Origin of the sequence: Aequorivita marina (assembly GCF_031631895.2) — a bacterium.
Lineage (GTDB): Bacteria > Bacteroidota > Bacteroidia > Flavobacteriales > Flavobacteriaceae > Aequorivita > Aequorivita marina.
On the sequence record NZ_JAVMBW020000003.1, the window covers coordinates 298,988 to 320,787 of the forward strand.

16 protein-coding genes are annotated in these 21,800 nt (G+C 37.1%); 7 read left to right on the forward strand and 9 right to left on the reverse strand.

Annotation, left to right across the window (positions count from 1 at the left end):
• Window positions 1–90: 90 nt before the first annotated feature.
• From QPK98_RS07090 to QPK98_RS07100, 3 genes are all read right to left on the reverse strand, one after another.
• Window positions 91–1,209, reverse strand: a complete 1,119-nt coding sequence (locus tag QPK98_RS07090) for a glycosyltransferase family 2 protein (RefSeq protein ID WP_310992414.1) — start codon at window positions 1,207–1,209, stop codon at window positions 91–93.
• A 120-nt stretch (window positions 1,210–1,329) separates the two neighbouring features.
• Window positions 1,330–1,950 carry a recombination mediator RecR gene (gene recR / locus QPK98_RS07095; RefSeq protein ID WP_310992415.1) on the reverse strand — a complete coding sequence of 207 codons (621 nt, stop codon included), beginning with the start codon at window positions 1,948–1,950 and terminating at the stop codon, window positions 1,330–1,332.
• A gap of 166 nt (window positions 1,951–2,116) precedes the next feature.
• Entirely contained in the window at window positions 2,117–4,612 is a 2,496-nt protein-coding gene (locus QPK98_RS07100) for a T9SS type A sorting domain-containing protein (RefSeq protein ID WP_310992416.1), read from the reverse strand.
• A 133-nt stretch (window positions 4,613–4,745) separates the two neighbouring features.
• On the opposite strand from QPK98_RS07100, the gene QPK98_RS07105 reads away from it, so the two are divergent.
• Complete coding sequence (locus QPK98_RS07105; protein WP_310992417.1) at window positions 4,746–6,191, forward strand: sodium:solute symporter; 1,446 nt, start codon at window positions 4,746–4,748, stop codon at window positions 6,189–6,191.
• On the opposite strand, the gene QPK98_RS07110 is transcribed toward QPK98_RS07105, so the two are convergent.
• The gene (locus tag QPK98_RS07110) at window positions 6,162–6,521 is read right to left on the reverse strand and encodes a CoA-binding protein (protein WP_310992418.1); all 360 of its coding nucleotides are present in this window, start codon (window positions 6,519–6,521) and stop codon (window positions 6,162–6,164) included. The two genes, QPK98_RS07105 and QPK98_RS07110, sit on opposite strands and share 30 nt — an antisense overlap.
• A gap of 730 nt (window positions 6,522–7,251) precedes the next feature.
• A complete protein-coding gene (locus QPK98_RS07115) occupies window positions 7,252–8,259 on the reverse strand; it encodes a 3-oxoacyl-ACP synthase III family protein (protein WP_310992419.1) in 1,008 nt (335 codons plus the stop codon).
• Between the two features lie 218 nt (window positions 8,260–8,477).
• On the opposite strand from QPK98_RS07115, the gene QPK98_RS07120 reads away from it, so the two are divergent.
• The gene (locus QPK98_RS07120) at window positions 8,478–10,904 is read left to right on the forward strand and encodes an alpha/beta hydrolase family protein (protein ID WP_310992420.1); all 2,427 of its coding nucleotides are present in this window, start codon (window positions 8,478–8,480) and stop codon (window positions 10,902–10,904) included.
• 444 nt (window positions 10,905–11,348) lie between these two features.
• On the opposite strand, the gene QPK98_RS07125 is transcribed toward QPK98_RS07120, so the two are convergent.
• The gene (locus QPK98_RS07125; RefSeq protein ID WP_310992421.1) at window positions 11,349–12,656 is read right to left on the reverse strand and encodes an ABC1 kinase family protein; all 1,308 of its coding nucleotides are present in this window, start codon (window positions 12,654–12,656) and stop codon (window positions 11,349–11,351) included.
• Entirely contained in the window at window positions 12,656–13,399 is a 744-nt protein-coding gene (locus QPK98_RS07130) for a TetR family transcriptional regulator C-terminal domain-containing protein (protein ID WP_310992422.1), read from the reverse strand. Before QPK98_RS07130 ends, QPK98_RS07125 begins: the two co-directional genes overlap by 1 nt.
• Before the next feature lie 461 nt (window positions 13,400–13,860).
• Here QPK98_RS07130 and htpG point away from each other — a divergent pair, with 461 nt between their 5' ends.
• Window positions 13,861–15,756, forward strand: coding sequence for a molecular chaperone HtpG (gene htpG / locus QPK98_RS07135; protein WP_310992423.1), 1,896 nt, complete (start codon window positions 13,861–13,863; stop codon window positions 15,754–15,756).
• Between the two features lie 186 nt (window positions 15,757–15,942).
• On the forward strand, window positions 15,943–16,293 hold the full coding sequence (locus tag QPK98_RS07140; protein ID WP_310992424.1) for a DoxX family protein: 351 nt from the start codon (window positions 15,943–15,945) through the stop codon (window positions 16,291–16,293).
• A gap of 75 nt (window positions 16,294–16,368) precedes the next feature.
• On the opposite strand, the gene QPK98_RS07145 is transcribed toward QPK98_RS07140, so the two are convergent.
• Window positions 16,369–17,148: a S1/P1 nuclease gene (locus QPK98_RS07145; RefSeq protein WP_310992425.1), complete on the reverse strand. Its 780-nt coding sequence runs from the start codon at window positions 17,146–17,148 to the stop codon at window positions 16,369–16,371.
• A gap of 542 nt (window positions 17,149–17,690) precedes the next feature.
• Here QPK98_RS07145 and QPK98_RS07150 point away from each other — a divergent pair.
• From QPK98_RS07150 to QPK98_RS07160, 3 genes are all read left to right on the forward strand, one after another.
• On the forward strand, window positions 17,691–18,620 hold the full coding sequence (locus QPK98_RS07150; protein WP_310992426.1) for an alpha/beta hydrolase family protein: 930 nt from the start codon (window positions 17,691–17,693) through the stop codon (window positions 18,618–18,620).
• 642 nt (window positions 18,621–19,262) lie between these two features.
• Complete coding sequence (locus QPK98_RS07155; protein WP_310992440.1) at window positions 19,263–20,600, forward strand: DUF819 family protein; 1,338 nt, start codon at window positions 19,263–19,265, stop codon at window positions 20,598–20,600.
• A 160-nt stretch (window positions 20,601–20,760) separates the two neighbouring features.
• Complete coding sequence (locus QPK98_RS07160) at window positions 20,761–21,477, forward strand: DUF4369 domain-containing protein (RefSeq protein ID WP_310992428.1); 717 nt, start codon at window positions 20,761–20,763, stop codon at window positions 21,475–21,477.
• On the opposite strand, the gene QPK98_RS07165 is transcribed toward QPK98_RS07160, so the two are convergent.
• Complete coding sequence (locus QPK98_RS07165) at window positions 21,472–21,738, reverse strand: hypothetical protein (protein WP_310992442.1); 267 nt, start codon at window positions 21,736–21,738, stop codon at window positions 21,472–21,474. The genes QPK98_RS07160 and QPK98_RS07165 overlap by 6 nt on opposite strands.
• Window positions 21,739–21,800 lie beyond the last annotated feature (62 nt).

Genomic DNA, 21,800 nt, shown 5'->3' on the forward strand with positions numbered 1-21,800 from the left:
TATTTCAATGTCGTTTTTATAGGCTTGTACGCCCGATTTTTAAACCTTGCAAAATTAGTTAAAATTTGTTCGTTTAATGTTTGAAATTTCTTAAAATACAACTACACCACCCTTTTCGTCGCTCTGGTCGCTTCCTATGATGAAATCACAGCCAATTGGCCTGATTCGGAAAATGTTGTTTTTACCTCGTAACTGCTTCATCAAGGCGAAAATTTCTTTATACGAAATATATTCAGCATCAAAAACAATTAGGCTCTGCGTAGGGACTTCGGAAACATTATTTTTTGATGTCATTTGAAATCTCTTTGCAGTAGCTGCTGAAAGCTTTTCCAACAACTCCATATTTGCAGTAACGAAGTAATTTTCCTGAATTTTTGGAGCTTGACTTAACGTTCTTTGGGAAGTAAGACGACGCGCTTTTTTTGCTAATGCAACGCCCACGGAAACCGAACTTTCTAAAAGTACACTCTTACCAAAATGCTTTTTATAGAAAATCTGCATTGCACCGTAAAACCTATCAAAATAAACATCGTCTCGCTGTGTGCTTTCCCCTTTGTAGTGCAATACGATTGTGGTGCCTAAATAGTGGTTTTTATAGCCGGCTTTACTTATTTTATAGGAAAGATCTATGTCTTCGCCATACATAAAATAATCTTCGTCAAAACCGCCTACTTCTTCGTAAATACTTCTTTTTAAAAGCATAAACGCCCCAACTAAAACCTCAGCTTCGCCTTTAGCGGTTTCGGTAAGGTGATTGGCATAATACTTTGTGTTAAACCCAGTAAGTTTAAGCAAGGAAACTTTTGGTGTTGGGAGGTTTCTTTTGCTTTCGGGTAGAAAATTTCCCGTACCATCCATTAAATAAACACCAAGAGCACCGATATCTTGAATACTCTCGTAATATTGAATGGCTTTGATAAATGCATCTTCCTCAACAGCCGTATCCGGGTTTAAAATACAAACATACTTTCCTTTAGCCACCTTTACGGCTTGGTTATTGGCCTTACTAAAACCAACATTGTCCTTGTTTTCTATTAAAGTAACTTTTGGAAAGTGCGTTCTCACCATCTGGCAACTGTCATCTTTAGAGTCATTGTCAATGACAATAATTTCGGCATCCAAATTTTCAATTGCCTTTTGGACTGAAAGTATGCACTGCTCTAAAAAATAGCGCACATTATAATTGAGAATAACAACGGAGAGTTTCATTGAAAAAGTTTAGAAATAAAAGTGTGCCAATTAGTATACGTCAAATGATATAGCAGGAGTTGGAGTGACTACAAATTTAAGTTTGGTCAGCGCAAAAAGAGTGAGTAATTCTTTCAAAATCTAGTTGTTTTTTAATGAGGTTTCAAAAGGAATTCTGTGCAAAATACTTCTGCCTAGGGTAACTTCATCGGCATATTCCAGTTCGTCGCCTACTGAAATTCCACGAGCAATTGTGGTAGTGGTTATTTTATATGGCTCTATTTGCTTATAGATATAAAAATTTGTGGTATCCCCTTCCATAGTTGAACTAAGTGCAAAGATAAGTTCTGTGATGGCCCCAGTTTTTACTTTTTCTACAAGTGAGGAAATACTTAAATCGCCAGGCCCTATACCGTCCATTGGCGAAATCTTCCCGCCCAGCACATGATAATGGCCGCGATACTGACTGGTATTTTCAATTGCCATTACATCGCGAATATCTTCCACCACGCAAACCAATTGAGATTCACGATTTGGGTTAGCGCATATTTCGCATAGTTTGGTATCGCTAATATTATGGCAGTTTGCACAAAAATTGATATCCTCTCGCATTTTAGTTAAACTAGTTGCTAATTTTTGAGATTGCTCCTTGGGCTGTTTCAGTAAATGCAGCACCAACCTTAGCGCTGTCCGTTTTCCAATTCCTGGAAGTTGGGACATTTCATTAACCGCATTTTCGAGAAGTTTTGAAGAAAATTCCATAGTATTATTCCTGCCGACAAGATAAAAAAAATGCTTCAGAAAAAGTGGATTTTCCTGAAGCATTCTTATCGGGTCTATACCCCTACCGCAAAGGGAGCCTTTTATTTATAAAACACATAAAAAAAGCTGTTTTCACCCTTTTTAGGGATTATGGGCATAAGCGTAATTAATTTATGAGAAGCTTTTTGGTTGCTGTTCCTTCTTCACTATTGATACGTACAAAATACGCACCTGGAGTAAGTGATGAAACGTTTACCTTATGCTTACTATTTACTAAGGTTTGCGCCTCAAAAACGAGGAGTTTACCACTAATATCAAAGATTCGTATTTCGGCATTTACCGATTTAGGCATGGCGATTGTAATTTCTGATGTTGCCGGGTTTGGATAAATACTCACACTGTTTTCTGAAACCACCTCATCAATACCAACGGTTGCTTCAACCAATGGCGATGCCCAAAGACCTCTTCCGTAAGTAGCTGCATAAAGCGTATTTGTAGTATTGTTGATTTCAAATTCATTAATCATAACATTTGGCAACAAGTTATTATAAGGTTGCCATTCTGAAAACGTATCGTCTATATAGAAAATTCCGTAATCCATACCTAGGTAAAGTCCGTTTTTACCATTGTCATCCCATATTAAGGCCAACGAACTAAAGCTAGGTAGGTTCTTTTTATAGCTTATCCAAGTTTGACCACCGTCTTCAGAAACCATAACTCTGTTTCCGGCATTGACAGCCACAGCAACCAGATTTGGATTTGTAGGGTGAATTGCAATCGAGTTGATAGACCCACCAGGGCGTGGTAGCTGTTCCCAGTCTGTAGCACCACTGTCATCTGTTTTAAAGATAGAACGACCTCTTGTGGCATACATTATCTGGTTGTTAGATGGTGCTATTTTTAAGTTGTCTATATTCCCTCCAAGGCTCTGCGAAATTGAAGTCCAAGACCCCCCAAAGTTGGTAGATTTATAAACGTTATTATAGCCTACGTATATTGTGTTTTCCAAAACGGGGTCCTGCTCAAAAGGAGTAACCCAGTTTCCTGAGCCGCCTCCTGGGCTGTTCATATTAATATACGAACTTCCGCCGTTCATAGATCTATACAAAGTTCCGTATTGGCTAGTACCATAAAAAATATTGGTGTTTGATTTATCTATAAACGATTCCATTCCATCAGCGCCCAACCAGTCTCTCCAACCAGTTGCTTCTGTATAAAATGAAGTACCATTGTCTTGCGAACCTCCTGATATTATAACATCTGAGGTTTGTGAAACACCAATTTTATAGAACTGACGAATCCCTAGGCCTTCTGTTAGGTCTTCATAATAGTTAGTTGTAATATTACCTGTATCTGCTGCTCTAAACACACCTCCATCAGTAACGGCGTATAAAGTGGTGCCGAAAAACATAAGGTCGTCAACATCTGCATGGCAATAGCCAAGGTTTTGACTGGCAGCATTACTTGGAGTCCAGTCTGAAGTAGCAGTAAAATTAGCACCTCCGTCCATAGATCGCCAAGAAAGAATTCCCGCAATGTGCACTTCATTTACATCTGTTGGGTTTACAGCAATCGCCATATCTCGTGGTGCTTGCCCTCTATTATCATTAGCAGAAGTACTGTAGCCAAAGTAGTTTTTTCCAGCATGATTTAACTTGGTGAAATTATCTCCTGCATCATCAGAGCTATAAAAACCACCAAATCTACCATTAGAAGCTTCAAGTACATAAACCACATTTGGGTCATCTTCAGAAACACCAATCATTTTTGGACCATTGGAAAATCCTGTAACTGTTGTAAATGTGTTTCCACCATCATTAGATTTATGAAACCCACTACCCGAAGCATAAACCACTGATAAATCGTCTGGTTTAAACTCGATGTCATAGCCTCTTGGGTCGGAATTAATTTTAGCCCAAGTTGCACCTGCATCTGTAGATCTATAAATACCAGAATTCTGTGAAGTAGCAAAAATCATATTCACATTAGATGGATTAACAAGAATTTTATTTACAACACTATTTCCTATTGTTCCCAATAAGTCCCACGTTGCACCAGCATCGGTAGATTTAAACATTTTACCATTGGTAGAACCAAAAAAGTAGGTATCAGGATCTGTTGGGTGAATGGTTACCGAATAAACAGAGAGGTTTGAGAAGTAATCGTTTAACGGAACCCATGTTTGGGTGCCATCGGTAGTTTTCCAAACACCGCCAGTATTGGCTCCAACAATCATGTGGTCTGGATTACCTTCTTCAATAGAAATACCGGTAAGCCTTCCCACGCCAGGGTTCCAGCCAGAGGTAGCGCTCCATAATTCAGGACCAAGTTCTTCCCAATTATCACTAAGCGCTGCTCTGTTTTGAGCTGTACTATTTAAGTGGGCGTTCCAACGTTCAAGTTCGTTTAAACGCTCATCGGTTGTAGGGAGGTATCCATCTGCCTCTACCAATCTAAGAGCATTATATTCCCATCTTTTAAATTGTTTATAACCAGATCCGCGACCTTTATCTTTTTCTTCAAAATAAGCTTCGGCAGTATCAATAATATCTTGAACCTTATAAGTTCCAGCATCAATCATTTGAATATATTCTCGCGATTGTGATTGGCCTTCAAAAGCAACAAAACACAAAGCAAAAAGTAGTAATAATTTTAAACGCATTCTTTTAATGTTTAGGGAGTTATACAATTATTTTTTGTGAGCTCCCAAATGTATTAAAAATAAACAGGGCGGGGAAATCAAACTTCGTATTTTTACGCCGATAAATTCATAATCTCTAGCTTTTTTAAATTACATGGAACCAATACACATTCTGTTATTAATTGTCGGTTATTTTTTGGCACTGATTCTAATTTCCTATTTAACCAATAAAGGGGGAAGCAACGCCGATTTCTTTAAAGCCGGCAAACAATCGCCTTGGTACTTGGTTGCTTTTGGAATGATTGGAGCCTCCTTGAGCGGAGTTACGTTTATCTCTGTTCCTGGATGGGTTGAAGCATCAAAATTTAGTTATTTTCAAGTGGTTTTAGGCTACACTGTAGGCTACGCTGTAATAGGAACCGTGCTGCTCCCGCTGTATTACCGGTTAAACCTTACCTCTATCTACACCTATTTGGAAGGCAGGTTTGGAAAAGCTTCCTATAAAACGGGCGCTTCTTTTTTTCTACTTTCTAGGGTTGTCGGTGCCAGCTTCCGGCTCTACTTAGTGGCAGTTGTACTTCAAAGTGTAATTTTTGACGCTATGAACATTCCGTTTTGGGTAACGGTAACAATTACTATCATACTCATTTGGCTCTATACCTTTAAAAGTGGAATAAAAACGATTGTTTGGACAGATACACTCCAAACCTTGTTTATGCTCCTTGCCGTAGGAGTTGCGGTATATTACGTTGCAACAGATTTAGGATTATCAGGCAGTAACCTCTTTGCCTTCGTTGCCGAAAGCGACATGAGCCAGATATTCTTTTTTGATGATTGGAAATCGGGCGATCATTTTGTGAAACAGTTTATCAGTGGGGCTTTTATAGCCATTGTGATGACCGGTCTAGATCAAGATATGATGCAAAAAAACCTTACCTGTCGCAATTTAAAGGACGCTCAAAAAAATATGTTTTGGTTTACTATTGTATTGACAATTGTAAATATGGTATTTCTGGTATTGGGATTGCTTTTGACGGTTTACGCACAACAAAATGGAATAGATGCTCAAAAGGATCAACTTTTCCCAACCTTGGCTACCCAAAATGAATTTGGAATTGGCGTTGCCATATTATTCCTTTTAGGCTTAATAGCAGCCGCTTACAGCAGTGCAGACAGTGCATTGACCGCCTTAACTACCTCTTTCAGTATTGATATAATGGATATTGAAAAAAAATACGATGCAAAAAAACAAGTGCGTATTCGCAAGCGGGTTCACGTTTTGGTCTCACTACTATTAATTGCAGTTATTATAGTCTTTAAATATGTAATTGCAGATGAATCCGTAATTGCTAAGCTGTTCGTTTTTGCCGGTTATACTTACGGCCCACTCTTGGGGCTATACGCTTATGGTCTTTTTACCAACTGGAAGGTAAAAGATAAGCTCGTTCCCGCAATTGCCATCGCGACTCCATTTTTAGGCTATGGCATCAGTTACCTATGTGCCGAATTTTTTAATTTCGAATTCGGTTTCTTTATTTTAATACTGAACGGCGCCCTTACGTTTTTAGGCTTAATATTGATTCGTTCCCAACAGAACTAATGTGCATGCTACTTCACTTTCAATATTGTTCTCTCTAAGGATTTTATAGAATTCAGAATTTTCAGTGCCTGGATTAAAGATAACACGCTTCGGTTTTAAGGAAACTATATAATTGTAGTACTCTTCCTGGCGCTTTGCATTCAAATAAAGCGTTACGGTATCAATGTTATCAAAATCTATCTTTTCGGTGGAAATAGAAACGCCCGCAACCTCTCCTTTTCGTAAGCCAATAGCTTCTACGGGATGTTGGTTTTCTACTAAACGATTTATGGCGAGATTAGAATATCTACTGGGGTTGAGGCTTGCACCAAGCACTAAGGTTTTCTTCATTTTTAAAAGTTTTTGTGAAAAATACAATTCTACTTTATAAGAATTCACAAATCTTCGTTAAAAAGAAGAGCGCGATGAAACATTCTAGGCTACAAAACGTCTATATAGTATAAGTCAGGTTTTCACCCTTCAAGATATTTTTTCGCTACTGTAGTAGTTTTTACGTTGATGGTTAGTGTTAATATTTGCAGTAGCGACCCAAACCCGAGGCAAATGCTTCGGGTTTGTTTTTTTGTACTATTCGGTATGTTATTGTTGTATTAAATAAGTAAATACAGTGAAGCCAAATAGGCTTTTATATTGTCTAAATAATAAATATCCAAAACTTCATTTTATAATTTATCTGCCCGACCGCTGGCGTGTTTGAATTAGCCCTTAACGAATCATATCCTTTCTATGTAATAACAAAGCCTTTCAACAAAACTGAAAGGCCATTATCTTTTTTCAGAATAATTATTAAAAAAAATTAGTCGTGTCCGACTAAGATATAAGACCGCTGAGCTGAAAGACATAAGACGTAAGACTTGTTTTTTAATAGATTGAAAACTAGATAAAATTGATTAAACATACTTTTTAATTGATAAATTTTGATGCTAAGTATAATAGCATGCTGTCATTAAATAAAAAATATTCTAATTGCCTATTATCTGTTACTCAACAAGTTTTCTCACGCTTTTAATCGGACACTAATGAAAAAAAATAATTGTTTCCCCTATAGGGGTTAGGGGGCTTACCATCTAATTATAGCACTTCCCCAAGTAAAACCACTTCCAAAGGCCGCTAAAACCACTAAGTCGCCTTTTTTAATTCTACCTTCTTCCCAGGCTTCTGTTAAAGCAATGGGGATAGATGCCGCCGTAGTATTACCATATTTCTGGATGTTGTTAAAAACCTGATCCTCTGTCAATTTTAATTTATGCTGAATAAACTGTGAAATACGCAAATTGGCCTGGTGCGGAATAAGCATATCAATATCTTTTACCTCAAGATTGTTGGCTTTTAAACCTTCCGATATTACTTCAGCAAAGCGAACAATGGCGTGCTTAAAGACAAATTGCCCATTCATTACCGGGTAATACGGAATATTTTCTTGTGGGTTTTCAGCGATAATCTCCGGAACCCAATGCCCCGTATTTGGCCCTTGCAAAGCCAGTTCATCTTTGTGTTTTCCTTCGCTATGAAGATGTGTGGAAAGAAGTCCGCCTTCTCCCGATTCGTTTCTGGATAAAACAGCTGCTCCCGCCCCATCACCAAAAATAACGGAAACACTTCTGCCACGGGTTGAAAAGTCTAATCCGCCACTATGGTTTTCACTACCTATAACCAGCACGTTTTTATACATTCCGGTTTTTATAAATTGATCTGCAACCGAAAGCGCATATATAAATCCGCTACATTGGTTGCGAACATCCAAGGCTGGAATGGTGCGCATGCCCATCATTTCTTGCACTTCAACCCCGCCACCAGGAAAATACATGTCTGGGCTAAGCGTTGCAAACACAATCATATCTATATCGCCTGGGGCTAGATTGGCGCGTTCTAAGGCAACCGTTGCTGCTTTAACACCCATAATTGAAGTAGAATTACCGTCGCCTTTTTTTATATGCCTGCGCTCCTTAATACCTGTTCGTTCCTGGATCCAAGCATCGTTGGTGTCCATTAATTTTGAGAGGTCGTCATTGGTAACCACGTTTTCGGGCACATAATACCCAAGTCCAGTAATTTTTGAAGTGTGCATCTTTATGAATTTTAAATATCTTGGAAAGGTAAGTATATACTCGGTTTCATGGAAACAAATTTTCAACTATATAGTATGCATGCATAGTAAGTCAGGTCGAAATCAAAATTGAAAGCGCATACTAAGATAAGTTAGAAAGCTGAAATAATTACTTAATTCTAACATCTAAAATCTTTAGACAATAATTTTAAATATCTTTAGCCTTTAAAATTTTTACTATGAAAAACATTGTTGCATTTATTGCCTTTCTTATCACTTCCTCAAGCTTTATTGCTCAGGAAAAATTAACCTATCAAAAACCGCCAAAAGAAATTTTAGAACTTGTAGATGCCCCGCTGGCACCTTCAGTCTGGATTGACAGTAAAGGCGAAAATGTCACCCTTTTTTATCGCGATGCGTATAAATCTATCGATGAGCTTTCAGAAAAAGAACTTCGCTTAGGTGGTCTTCGGATAAACCCCAAAACCAATATTGGCAGTAGAACCCGATACTACAACAATATAATGGTTAAAAAAGCAACGGAAAAAGATGCCCAACAAGTAAAAGGTCTTCCTGAAAAAGCAAGGCTTTCAAACTTTAGGTTTTCTCCAGATCAAAAGAAAATTGCATTTTTAAATACTACTGAAAGTGACGTACAGTTGTGGCTTGTAAATATAGAAAACGCCAGCGCAAACAAATTGAGCAATCTAAAAGTAAATGCAAACATGGGTAACCCTATCAACTGGTTTAAAGACAGCGAGGCAGTTTTGATAAACGTTATTCCTGAAGATAGAAAAGAATTGATAAACACTTCTGAAGCAGTTCCCGAAGGACCAATTGTAAGTGTAAGTGATGGCGAAAAAGCACAGAACAGAACCTATCAAGATTTATTGAGCAGCCCAAATGACGAGTATAACTTTGAGCAGTTGGCACGTTCAACGATTAAAAAAATCACTCTGAATGGCAGTGCTTCCAACTTTCTACCCACGGCAATGTATGACGATATTGATTTTTCACCAGATGGAAAATACGTGATGGTAAGTTCATTAAAAAGACCTTTCTCCTATATTGTACCTTATTATAGATTTCCTTTTGAAACAAATATTTACGACAACACCGGAAAACTGATTCAAAAAGTAAACGATGTAGCTTTAAACGAAGTACAACCCAAAGGGTTTATGGCTACCCGTACGGGAAAAAGAAGCATGAACTGGCGCGCAGACAAACCTGCTAGTTTATATTGGGCCGAAGCTTTAGACCAAGGAGATCCCGAAGTGGAAGTTGATTATCGCGATGCCATCTATGAAGTAAACGCTCCTTTCAACGGCACAAAAAGCCTTTTACTAAAAACCAAAAATCGCTTCTCAGGCATTACTTGGGGCGATGACAATATGGCTATCGCCAGAGATTATTGGTGGAACAACCGAAACACAAAAAGCTATATTTTCAATCCTTCAGATGCTTCAGAAACACCTGAGATTATTTTTGACAGAAGCTATCAAGATAAGTATAGCGATCCAGGAAGCTTTGTTACAAGCAAGAACAGTTTTAATGAAAACACACTAGAAATAGTAAATGGAAAGGCTTTTTTAATGGGCGATGGATATTCAGACAAAGGGCAGTTTCCGTTTATTGATGAGTTCAATTTAAAAACCCAGGCTACAAAACGGATTTACGAATCTACTTATACCGATAAAAAGGAAAACCTAAGCACCGCCATTGATATGGATAAAGGGAAGATTTTGGTTCGAATAGAGTCGCAAAATGAATACCCTAATTATTATTTTAGAAACATTAAGAAAAAGAATGCCCTAACGCCGGTTACTTCTTTTGAAAACCCATTTAAAAGCATTCAAAACGTTCATAAGGAGGTTATTACTTATAAGCGTGATGACGGGCTGGAATTAGAAGGCACCCTTTATTTACCCATTGGTTATGATGTAAAAAACAAAGAGAAAATGCCAATGATACTATGGGCGTATCCTAGAGAGTTCAAGGATAAAAGCAGTGCTTCGCAAAACACTACCAATCCAAATAAATTTATATATCCATATTACGGTTCTCCAATTTATTGGGTAACGCAAGGGTATGTAGTATTAGACGATGCGGCTTTCCCAATTGTGGGCGAAGGCGATGAACAGCCAAACGACACGTTTATATCGCAATTAGTTGGCAATGCAAAAGCGGCCATTGATGCGGTAGATCAATTAGGATATATAGACAGAAACCGAATTGGGGTTGGTGGTCATTCCTATGGGGCGTTTATGGTTGCGAACCTATTGAGCCACTCCAATCTTTTTGCCGCTGGAATTGCAAGAAGTGGCGCATACAACAGAACGCTTACCCCCTTTGGTTTTCAAAGTGAGGAGCGCACCTACTGGGACTCGCCAGAAACCTACAATACGATGTCGCCTTTTATGAATGCCGAAAAAATGAAATCGCCGTTATTGCTTATTCACGGAGAAGCCGATAACAACTCGGGAACTTATCCGCTACAAAGCGAGCGCTATTTTAACGCCCTTAAAGGTTTGGGAGCAACCGCTCGTTTGGTTATGTTGCCAAAAGAAAGCCATGGGTATAGCGCTAAAGAGAGTGTACTCCACGTTTTATGGGAACAAGACCAATGGCTGGATAAGTACGTAAAAAACAAGGAGCGTGAAGAGTAAAAACCGATTGTACACAAAGCCTTAACGCGAAGCGCATAAAAGTATTAAGGTGAGCCGAATTGTTGTTATATCCGCTTATTTAGTCAATAAGGTTAAAATTGGTCGCGTGAAACCTTATTGGCTTTATAATCAAGATCCCACTAAAAAGGAAATGGAGCGGTTAGAGTTATAGATTTCTTCTTTTTGAAATACACCATTATTTTTACATAACCCTAAAACCTCACAAATTTTAAACTTGATTCAGGCATTCTCGATATTCTTAGATTGAAGAAATAAAATAAAAAAAGGGTGCAAAACCAATGCACCCTTTTAAACAACCTAACCAATTAAATAATAGAATATTTTACTTTTTCATAGCAATTTAATATCCAATTATTTCTTTGTAAAGATAGAACACTTTGTCTAATGAGGTTGTTAATGAATTAAACAAAGTTTTGTTAAAGTTTAGACGAAATTTTTGTAATTGTTAATGGAAACCTTCGCTCCCAAATCATTCATTAAATTGTAGAGTCCGAAAAACGTTCTATTAATATATAAAAAGTGTTTAGAGCCTCTATTCCCATTCATTTTTCGCAATTCGGTATCTTTTGAATATTTATTACTAAGTTCTGCAATTTGCCCAAAAAAGGTTTCATCGGCAAAATCAAAAGTTTCGCTGTGGAAGGGTTTTGTAAACAGACTCAACATTTCATAAAACAATTCAGAAAAAAACTTTGTCTCTTCTGGAGTGTCTTCTTTCTTTAATATTTCCAAAGCGTACATTTTCTCTAAAAACACTTCTGGATTATTGATATTCTCTGGCTTTGCCAATTCAAAATATGGCGTATAAAACTCTTCCGGTACATTTTTTACACATCCAAAATCAATCGCGATTAAATTGGCATTTTCATCTACCAAGAAATTACCAGGATGCGGATCGGCATGCACACGTTTTAATTGATGCATCTGGAACATATAGAAATCCCATAGGGTCTGGCCCACTTTATTGGCTTTTTCGGTATTCGTATTACTTTTTGCAAATTCAGACAAATGCTGTCCTTCCATCCAATCCATTGTAATAATACGCTGGTTGGAAAGCGCTTCATAATACTCAGGAAACCTCAAGTTTGATATACTACTACAGGCTTGCGTGATGGCTTTACTTTGTTCCACTTCCAGAACATAATTGGTTTCCTCTAGCAACTTCCCTTCAACTTCTTGAAAATATTTATCGCTGTCTTTTCCCTTGATATTAAACATTTTCATAGCAACGGGTTTTACCATTGCCAAATCGCTACTTATACTCTCTGCAACGCCAGGATATTGAATTTTAACCGCGAGGTTTTTACCGTCTTTTGTAGCCTTATGAACTTGCCCAATACTAGCGGCAGCAACAGATTCGGCTTCAAAAGAATCGTAAAGACTTTCTGGAGTATCACCAAAATATTTTTTAAAAGTCTTGCGAACCAGCGGTGCGGAAAGTGGCGGCACCTGAAATTGTGCCAACGAAAACTTTTCTACATAAGCCCGAGGCATAATGTTCTTTTCCATACTGAGCATTTGGGCAACTTTAAGAGCACTTCCCTTTAAATTCTTTAAACTGTCATAAATATCTGTAGCATTGCTCTCGTTAAGCTCTTCCTTGGTGTGCTCATTGTTTACAAGCTTTTTACCGTAATATTTTAAATAGTTGCCTCCAACTTTTACGCCCGTGGTCATCAACTTTGAGGCGCGTTGTATTTTATGGGTAGGTATTTTATCTAGTGTCTTCATTAGGCCATTTTTTCTTTCCACAAAAACTTCCCAAAATCGAGAACACTTTCCAACGGTTGGGTATCGAAAACATCAAATATTGCGCGCACCGATTTTTCAATTGCCACATCTGTATTTTCAAACTCTGCAGAATTATCGTCCATCCAATATTTCATTAAAAAGAAGGTCTGCAACCAAGCTCCTTCAGAAAAAACCGTAATAGATTGCTTTAGGGCTTTGAGTTTTTTATCCTCATTATTCTCGCGGATAAGTTCCGAAGCAAAGTTTTTAATGTTTTTCCGAAGTCCTTTTAACTGACTTAAACTTTTCATCACACTGCTTTGTTCCTTTAAAGTGAAAAGCACATAACTTCTATTTAAAGTAAGCAACTCGAAAAAGGTGTAGAAAAACGTGAGCATCTTTTCTTTATTCGAATACGTGTGAAAAGCTTCGTTGTTATTTGCCAGTTGAATAGTTTGTTGATAGAAAGAGTTCCATATTTCCATCTGTAATCCATCAAACGAACCAAAGTGCTTGTAAAACTCTGCTTCTTTAAAGTTATTCTCGTCACAAAATTTAAACACACTTTTGGGTGCTTTTTCATTCCGAAGAACTGATTCCATATATAAAGAAATAATTTTCTCCTTATCGATTTTTGTTTTTGGGACAACTTTCTTTGAAGTTGAAGACTTTTTCTTTACGCCTGCCATAATGTGGTAAGTATTTAAAAATGAATTAGATTCGTAATTTAGAAATATAGACAAAGATAAGGACTGTTTAAACTTATTTAGCACATCTTAAACAGAATGTTCTGTTAAAGTTTATGCTCCTATAATTTAAACCGAGTTAATTCTGGATAATTTCACCCCTCCTTAAAAAGGACTAATTTTTTAATCACAATTAAAGCGCGGATCATTTTTAAGGACATTTCATACAAAACAGTCTTCAAGATAATTTTATAACATTTTAAGCGGAGCTAAAACTAGGTGACAAGGTGTCAGCATTTTAAGGCTTGGTATTTTTTTTGACTTGTAGGCTATCAGTTAGTCAAGAGGATGCAATAGTATTTAAAGTTGTTTTTTGTCCTGTTTTAGAGCAAATACATTTAAAGTTTGCAACAGGATTCTAAGAAGAGCATATAAAAAGAGCTTGTTCAATATAAAACAACAGTAAGTATTACAAACAGACAACATATAATTTTAACACACAATAAATAATAAACAACATGAGTAAAGGAACTATCAATGTATCAGTGGATAATATTTTTCCGCTGATTAAAAAGTTTTTATACAGCGACCACGAAATCTTTCTTCGCGAGTTAATTTCAAATGCTACCGATGCTACTTTAAAGCTAAAGCACCTTGCTAATATTGGTGAGGCTAAGGGCGTTGAATATGGCAATCCAGTAATAGATATAAAACTGGATAAAGAGAAGAAACAACTTCGGATTATAGACCAAGGAATTGGGATGACTAAAGACGAAGTTGAAAAATACATCAACGAGATTGCTTTTTCCGGTGCCGAGGAGTTTATAGAAAAATACAAAGACAAGGATGGGAAAGATGCCGGTATCATCGGTCATTTTGGTCTAGGTTTTTACTCTGCTTTTATGGTTGCCGAAAAGGTTGAAATAATTACCAAAAGCTACAAAGATGAACCTGCTGTGCATTGGACCTGTGATGGTTCGCCAGAGTTTTCTTTGGAAGAAGCCGATAAACAAGAGCGCGGTACTGAAATCATTCTTCATATTGCTGAAGATTCTACCGAGTTTTTAGAAGAAAACCGTATTTCTGAATTATTGGTTAAGTACAACAAGTTTATGCCAATTCCTATCAAGTTTGGGAAACGTACTGAAACACTTCCGAAGCCTGAAGATGCAAAAGAAGAAGACCCAGCACCAACTAAGGAAGTTGATAACATAATCAACAACCCTAACCCAGCATGGACCAAACAACCTACAGAGCTAGAGGAAAAGGACTACAACGAATTTTATCGCGAGTTGTACCCAATGCAAATGGAAGAGCCGCTTTTCCACATTCACTTAAATGTTGATTATCCGTTTAACCTTACCGGAATTTTATACTTTCCGAAAATGGCGGACGATATGAACATTCAAAAGGATAAAATTCAGCTTTATCAAAACCAAGTTTTTGTTACCGATAATGTTGAAGGAATTGTTCCTGAGTTTCTTACCATGCTTAGAGGGGTAATAGACAGCCCAGATATTCCGCTAAACGTTTCGCGAAGCTACTTACAGGCAGATGGTGCCGTAAAAAAGATTGCGAGTTACATTACCAGAAAGGTTGCCGATAAGCTAAAAAGCTTGTTTAATAATGATCGTGAAGGTTTTGAAAAGAAATGGAACGACATTAAAATTGTTATAGAATACGGCATGCTAACCGAGGATAAATTCTTCGAAAAATCTAAGGATTTCGCACTTTATCCAACAGTTGACAACACCTATTTTACATTTTCTGAATTAAAAGAAAAAATAAAGGACAATCAAACCGACAAAGACGACAAGCTCGTAATTCTTTACGCTTCAAACCAAGATGAACAACACAGTTATATTGAAGCGGCTAAGGAAAAAGGCTATGAAGTTTTACTGCTAGATTCGCCAATTGTATCACATTTACTTCAAAAGGTTGAAGGAAGCGAGGAAAACATTTCTTTTGTTCGCGTAGATAGTGATCATGTGGAGAACCTTATCAAAAAAGACGAAGAGCAGATTTCAAAACTTTCTGATGAAGAAAAAGAAAGTCTAAAAACCTTCCTAGACGAGGTTGTGCCTAAGGAAAAATTCACCGTACAACTAGAAGCTATGGATAGTAATGCGAATCCGTTTATCATCACAGAGCCAGAATTTATGCGAAGAATGAAAGACATGCAAAAATCTGGCGGTGGCGGCGGTATGTTCGGCATGGGAGGCTTCCCAGAAATGTACAATTTAATCGTAAACACCAATCACGAATTGGTAAGCGAAATCTTGAACACGAAAACCAAAAAGAAAAAGGAGCGTTTGGTAAATCAATCTTTAGATTTGGCAAGGTTGAGCAAAAACCTTTTAAAAGGAGAAGAGCTTACAGCCTTTATTAAGCGCAGCTACGAGATGATCAAGTAGTCGGCTTAGTCCGTAGTTTTTAGTCGTAGAAGCTGAGTTGCTATGCTTATTAACTACAGACTATATTGACCTATATTTTAAAAGCCTTTCTAAACTTGCGTTTGGAAAGGCTTTTATCTTTTACTGCAATTCGTTATTGTTGCAAATTTAAAAAGACCTACTTTTAAAAACTTAAAATATAAGCATATGTTACCTTGGCATCAATATTTAATGGGCGTAGTTTTTGTTCTTGCAGGAATGAATCATTTTAGAAAACCAAAATTGTATGAGCGAATCATGCCGCCCTATATACCAGCACGCAGTACAATGGTTTCGATAAGTGGTATTGTAGAAATGATTTTGGGGTTTATGCTGATGAACAAAAACTCACAAGAAACTGCAGCCTGGGGAATTATCGCCCTGATGGTTCTATTTATACCCATTCATATTTATATGCTTCAAAATGAAAAAGCAGCAATGAAACTACCAAAATGGGCGCTTATTTTAAGAATACCATTACAGTTTGCAATTATGTATTGGGCGTATCTTTATACGTGAAAAGATTCAAGTTTTAAATTGAGAAATAAATAGCGTTAATAATTCCCTTTTACCACTTCCGACTAACATCAGTTTTTAACCGTAAATTTCATTTAAAATTCCAGCTAAACGGATGCCACCTTTTTGAAGTTGGTACCGAAGCGTATTCATATAGTCATACATATACCTATAACTCAGTTTTTGCCCAATTTCTGTATTCTTATAAATAATTTCACAGAGATCACGGCTTTCGTACATCCAATCAATAACAGTTCCCGACATTATTACCTCTGCCTCTTCTTTTGAAAGCATATCGCTGTTTGCTGCCACCTCGGTATAAGACATGCCATAGGATCCTAGCATTTTAGAATCCCAAACTTTATGTAGGTTGGTACCGTTATTAAACCAACGTACCTGAAAATCGTTACCGCCTTTATCATCTGCAATTCCCACATGGAGTGGTTGATGCAAATCGCCTATAAAGTGCGCGAGCATCTTAAGATGAAAGGCCTTATCTTCCTTAGTGCTTCTTTCGCTCTTTAAAACTTCAACGCACTTGTTAATCCCCTGAATAATATCACCCTTTTCGCTTTTGGGATAAGTTTCATACTTGGCACCAAAAGGAAAGTTGACGTAATGCCAAGGCCCGTAAGCGTCATATTTACGGTCACTCTTAATATCATCGCCGTAATTAGAAACAAAGGCCAGGGAGTGCCCATTTAAAAGCTTAGCGACTTCCTCTTTAGCTTTTTCGCTTAAATAATTATCAGCGATTTCACCTACTACACGATGCCCCGTCTTCCCAAAGTCTTCGGCCGCTATAAGGGTTGAAACAGAAAACAAAAGTGAAAATGCAACAAGAACTAATTTTTTCATCTGGTATAAATTTAATGCGCAAAGATAGCATCTTAAATAGTAATATGGGCCAAAAGAAATAAGTTGAATTTTTAAAATTAGTCTCCAACACAGGTGTACGATACTTCGGTAAGCATACCAATTTCCGTTAGGCTATGTGATTTACGACGTACCATCGGAATTACAATAACCTGACAACTAGGTTATTTCCACAACACACCCTTTTAAAGACTCTGTTTTTTATAAAACCACTTCAAGTTACGAAGCGTCACAATTGAATTGAGCTTTTTTAGGGGATAGCTTCAAATATAGTATTAATATCAGTTTTCATTCTAGTTACTGGATAAAAAAATCTTTTAAGTAAACTTTTGATAACTATCAAAAATCTCTTTTCTTTCTAGTTTCTAACTTCAGGTTTTATTGAGTCCAGGTTCTTGTTTCCCATTAGTCCTGTTTCAAATTTTAACTAAAAACACCGTTTTACAACACACAACAATAGGAAGCAATATTTTTAAGTTATCTTAGCATTGAGAATTTCTCCGCAAAACAATCTAAAAATGAAAATGAAAAACTTACTTATATTATTACTCCTTTTTACCGGAGTAGTTTCTGCCCAAACTAAAAAACAACAAAGTGAGGACCTCAGCATCACCCCATTGGTTGAAGGAACTTTATTATTACCTAAAGCCGAGGAAAAACCACCCTTAGCAATAATTATTGGTGGCAGTGGTCCAACAGATAGAGACGGAAATCAACAAATGCTGGTAAACAATTCACTACGGTTTTTAGCAGAAGGTCTTTATAATAAAAACATCGCTACGTTTAGATATGACAAGCGAATTGTAAAACAAATGAAGCTGGGCAGTATAGAAGAAAAAAACGTTCGGTTTGATCATTTTATTGACGATGCCATTGCTATTCTTGATTACTTTAAAAAAGACCCTCGTTTTTCGAAAATATTTATCATTGGTCACAGCCAAGGTTCCTTGGTTGGTATGGTAGCAGCAAAAAATAAAGCTGACGGATTTATTTCTATTTCGGGTGCCGGGCAAGGTATAGACAAAGTGATTATAGACCAATTGGGGCAGCAGGCTCCCGGCTTGGTGAACAATGCAACTACTGCGTTTGCCGAGCTTCGGGAAAATGGCGAAACAGACAGCTATAGTCCCGGATTGGCATCTATTTTCAGAAAAGAGATTCAGCCCTTTATTTCTACCTGGATGCAATATGACCCACAAGTGGAAATAGCGAAATTAAACATCCCCGTTTTAATACTAAATGGCGATAATGATATTCAGGTTCAAGTTTCTGAAGCAGAACTTCTAAAGGAAGCAAAGCCCGATGCGCAGTTTGAAATCATTCCTAAAATGAATCATATTTTTAAGGAAGTTGAAGGTAACGCTCTGGAAAACAGCAAAACCTACAACATTCATAACCTTCCGGTAATGCCAGCGCTTATAGACTCCATTAGTAATTTCATTAAAAAACAGTAGCGTCCAACAAAAACATTTGAACTGCTACGTGTATAGCTTAAGATCTGCCTGATGTGCATTAACAAACATACAACTAGAACCGCGACCACCTGATAATCAATTTTGATTCATTTTGTATTTTTTAAAACGTTTGTCCATAATTAGAGCTTCTATAGCAAGGAGTCTTTTTTTTTAATATTCTAAAAGTATAGTATTGCTGAAACACGTGGGTTTTTAATTATTTTAATCGGACACTTTCTGATTAAAAAATAGTCGTGTCCGACTAAGATATAAGGCCGCTGCGCTGAAAGACATAAGACGTAAGACTTGCTTTTTAATAGATTGAAAACTAGATAAAATTGATTAAACATACTTTTTAATTGATAAATTTTGATGCTAAGTATAATAGCATGCTGTCATTAAATAAAAATATTCTAATTACCTATTATCTTTGACCCAACAAATTTTCTCACTCTTTTAATCGGACACTTTCTGATTAAAAAATAAAAACCAGTTAGCAGGTTCAGTATCAATCTAAGTTCCCGTTAGTATTAAAATTTAAAGTCACGTCATTGCAACAATACACGGCATTAAGGCGATAGATCTTCGGCTGCAATTTGACGAATCAAAAAAATAATGTATTTTGCGGCAAACAATTTAACCATGCAGGATACAGCCACGGAAATCATAAAAGATACGACGCCATTTTTTACAAACGACACCATTGTTTTTGGGGTTTTAATGTTGGTCTTGGGCTTCATTTTTTATACTTCATCTAAAACAGATGGTTTTTGGAAAAAATTCTATGGTATTGTTCCGGCTTTATTTATGGCGTACTTTCTTCCTGCGTTATTGACTACAACGGGGGTAATAGCTCCAGAATGGACTACGATTTCCGAAACGGGAGAAGCTTCTGCGGGTAGCACCAGTTTATACTATATGTCTAGTAGGTATTTATTACCCGCCGCATTGGTATTAATGACCTTGAGTATTGATCTTAAAGCTGTTTTTAACTTAGGTCCGAAAGCCCTAATTATGTTTATAACCGGAACTATCGGGATTGTAATTGGCGGCCCCTTGGCAGTTTTAATAATTGGTAGCATCTCTCCCGAAACGGTAGGTGGCGCTGGCGCAGATGCCGTGTGGCGTGGACTCTCAACCCTTGCTGGAAGCTGGATTGGCGGGGGCGCTAACCAAACGGCAATGTTAGAAATTTACGGCTACAATCCAAAGCTATATGGCGGGATGGTATTTGTTGACATTGTAGTAGCCAATATTTGGATGGCAATAGTGCTCTTCGGAATTGGAAAATCGGCGAAAATTGACCGCTGGTTAAAAGCCGATACTTCGGCCATTGAAAGCCTAAAGGAAAAAGTTTCAGATTACACTGCAAAAGTAGATAGAAATCCCACTTTACCAGATTTAATGATCCTTGCTGCCATCGCTTTCGGAACGGTTAGTATCGCGCATTTTGGAGCAAATTTCTTAAGTTCATTTTTTACTTCGGTTGTAGATGGTATCCCGAAAGGAATAACCAGAAACATTTTCACTTTTCTTGATTCCAGCTTTTTCTGGATGATCACCATTACCACCATAATTGGGGTGTTACTTTCCTTTACAAAAGTAAAGTCGTATGAAGGTGCCGGCGCAAGTAAATTTGGTAGTGTTTTTATCTATATTTTGGTTGCAAGTATTGGAATGAAGATGGATTTGACGCTAATTTTTGAAAATAAAGGCTTGATAGTTATCGGGTTGGTTTGGATGGCAATTCACGCTGGGTTAATGATTTTAGTAGCTAAATTAATTCGCGCTCCATACTTTTTCTTAGCAGTAGGGAGTCAAGCAAACGTTGGTGGTGCTGCCTCCGCTCCTATTGTAGCTTCAGCTTTCCACCCTTCTTTGGCCACTGTTGGCGTGCTATTGGCAGTATTTGGATACGCCGTTGGTACCATTGCCGCAATTTTATGTACTGTCTTAATGCAAGTGGCCTCCACAATGTAAAAGAAAGAGTAGGTGAAAGATTTTACTATTAGCATCTCAACTATAAAAAGCTCTTAAAACTACTTTTCATTGCTTATTTTTTTGAGAAATAATAACCATATTTGCAGCCTCGTAAATTGAAGCTATTTTAAGAATGGCTTTATACTTTAAAAAAATTAAAATGCGCTATTTTCTATCTCTATCCATTCTGTTTTTATCTATTGTGGGCTGCACCTCGCAAGACGAAGAAGTAATGAATCTTACCGGTACTGTTAAGGGCCTAAAGAAGGGTGTTATCTTACTTCAAAAATTTGAGGACACAACTCTTATTTCTGTAGATTCAATGGTTGTAGATGGAAATTCAGACTTTTCTTTTTCCGAAAAAATTAAAAGCCCGGAAGTATATTACCTATACGTTAGGTTAAAGGACGGCACATTAAAAGACGATAGGATTACTTTTTTTGCCGAAAACAGTGCCATCAACATTAAAACAAACCTAAAGAACTTTGGGAGTGCTGCCGTTGTTACGGGGTCGGAAAATGATAAAACGCTAAAGAAGTTTTTAAAGCTTAAAAACAGATACGTAACCCGAAATTTAAACTTGATTGAGGAGCGCTTAAAAATCAACCCGAAAAAAGACGATTCGGCTGCATTTAAAATTGATGAGAAACAACGTATGTTGCTTTCCAATAAATACTTTGCAACTATTAATTTTGCACTAAACAACAGTAACACCGAAGTGGCTCCATATTTAGTGCTCAGTGAAGTTTATGACGCAAACATTAAGTATTTAGATACCGTTTATAATGCGCTTTCCCCAAAAATAAAAGACTCCAAATACGGTAAGGAATTGGAGTCTTTTATTATAGATCGGAAAAAGTCTGATACGCTTTTATAAGGCGTTTATCTGGTCAATTAGCTTTCGGCCTCGCACTTCCAGTTCAGCGTTTACAGCTTTAAAGTGCTTCTTTTTGTCTTCAACTTTTTTCTCATTCACTTTTGCAATAAGCTCATCAAAAGTACCAATAGCCTCGTCTATAATGGCTTCGGCTTTTGTGTTTTCTTTTTCTGGATTAGTCAGTTCCCAAACATATACCGCTTCAATGATATCGCCCAAAACATAGTTAATGTCCTTCTTTAAATCTCTTACGTTTGCCATGTTATAACTTCCCGCCTTTGCGAGAATCAATTTTTAATTACTATTAATTTTTAAAATTTTTG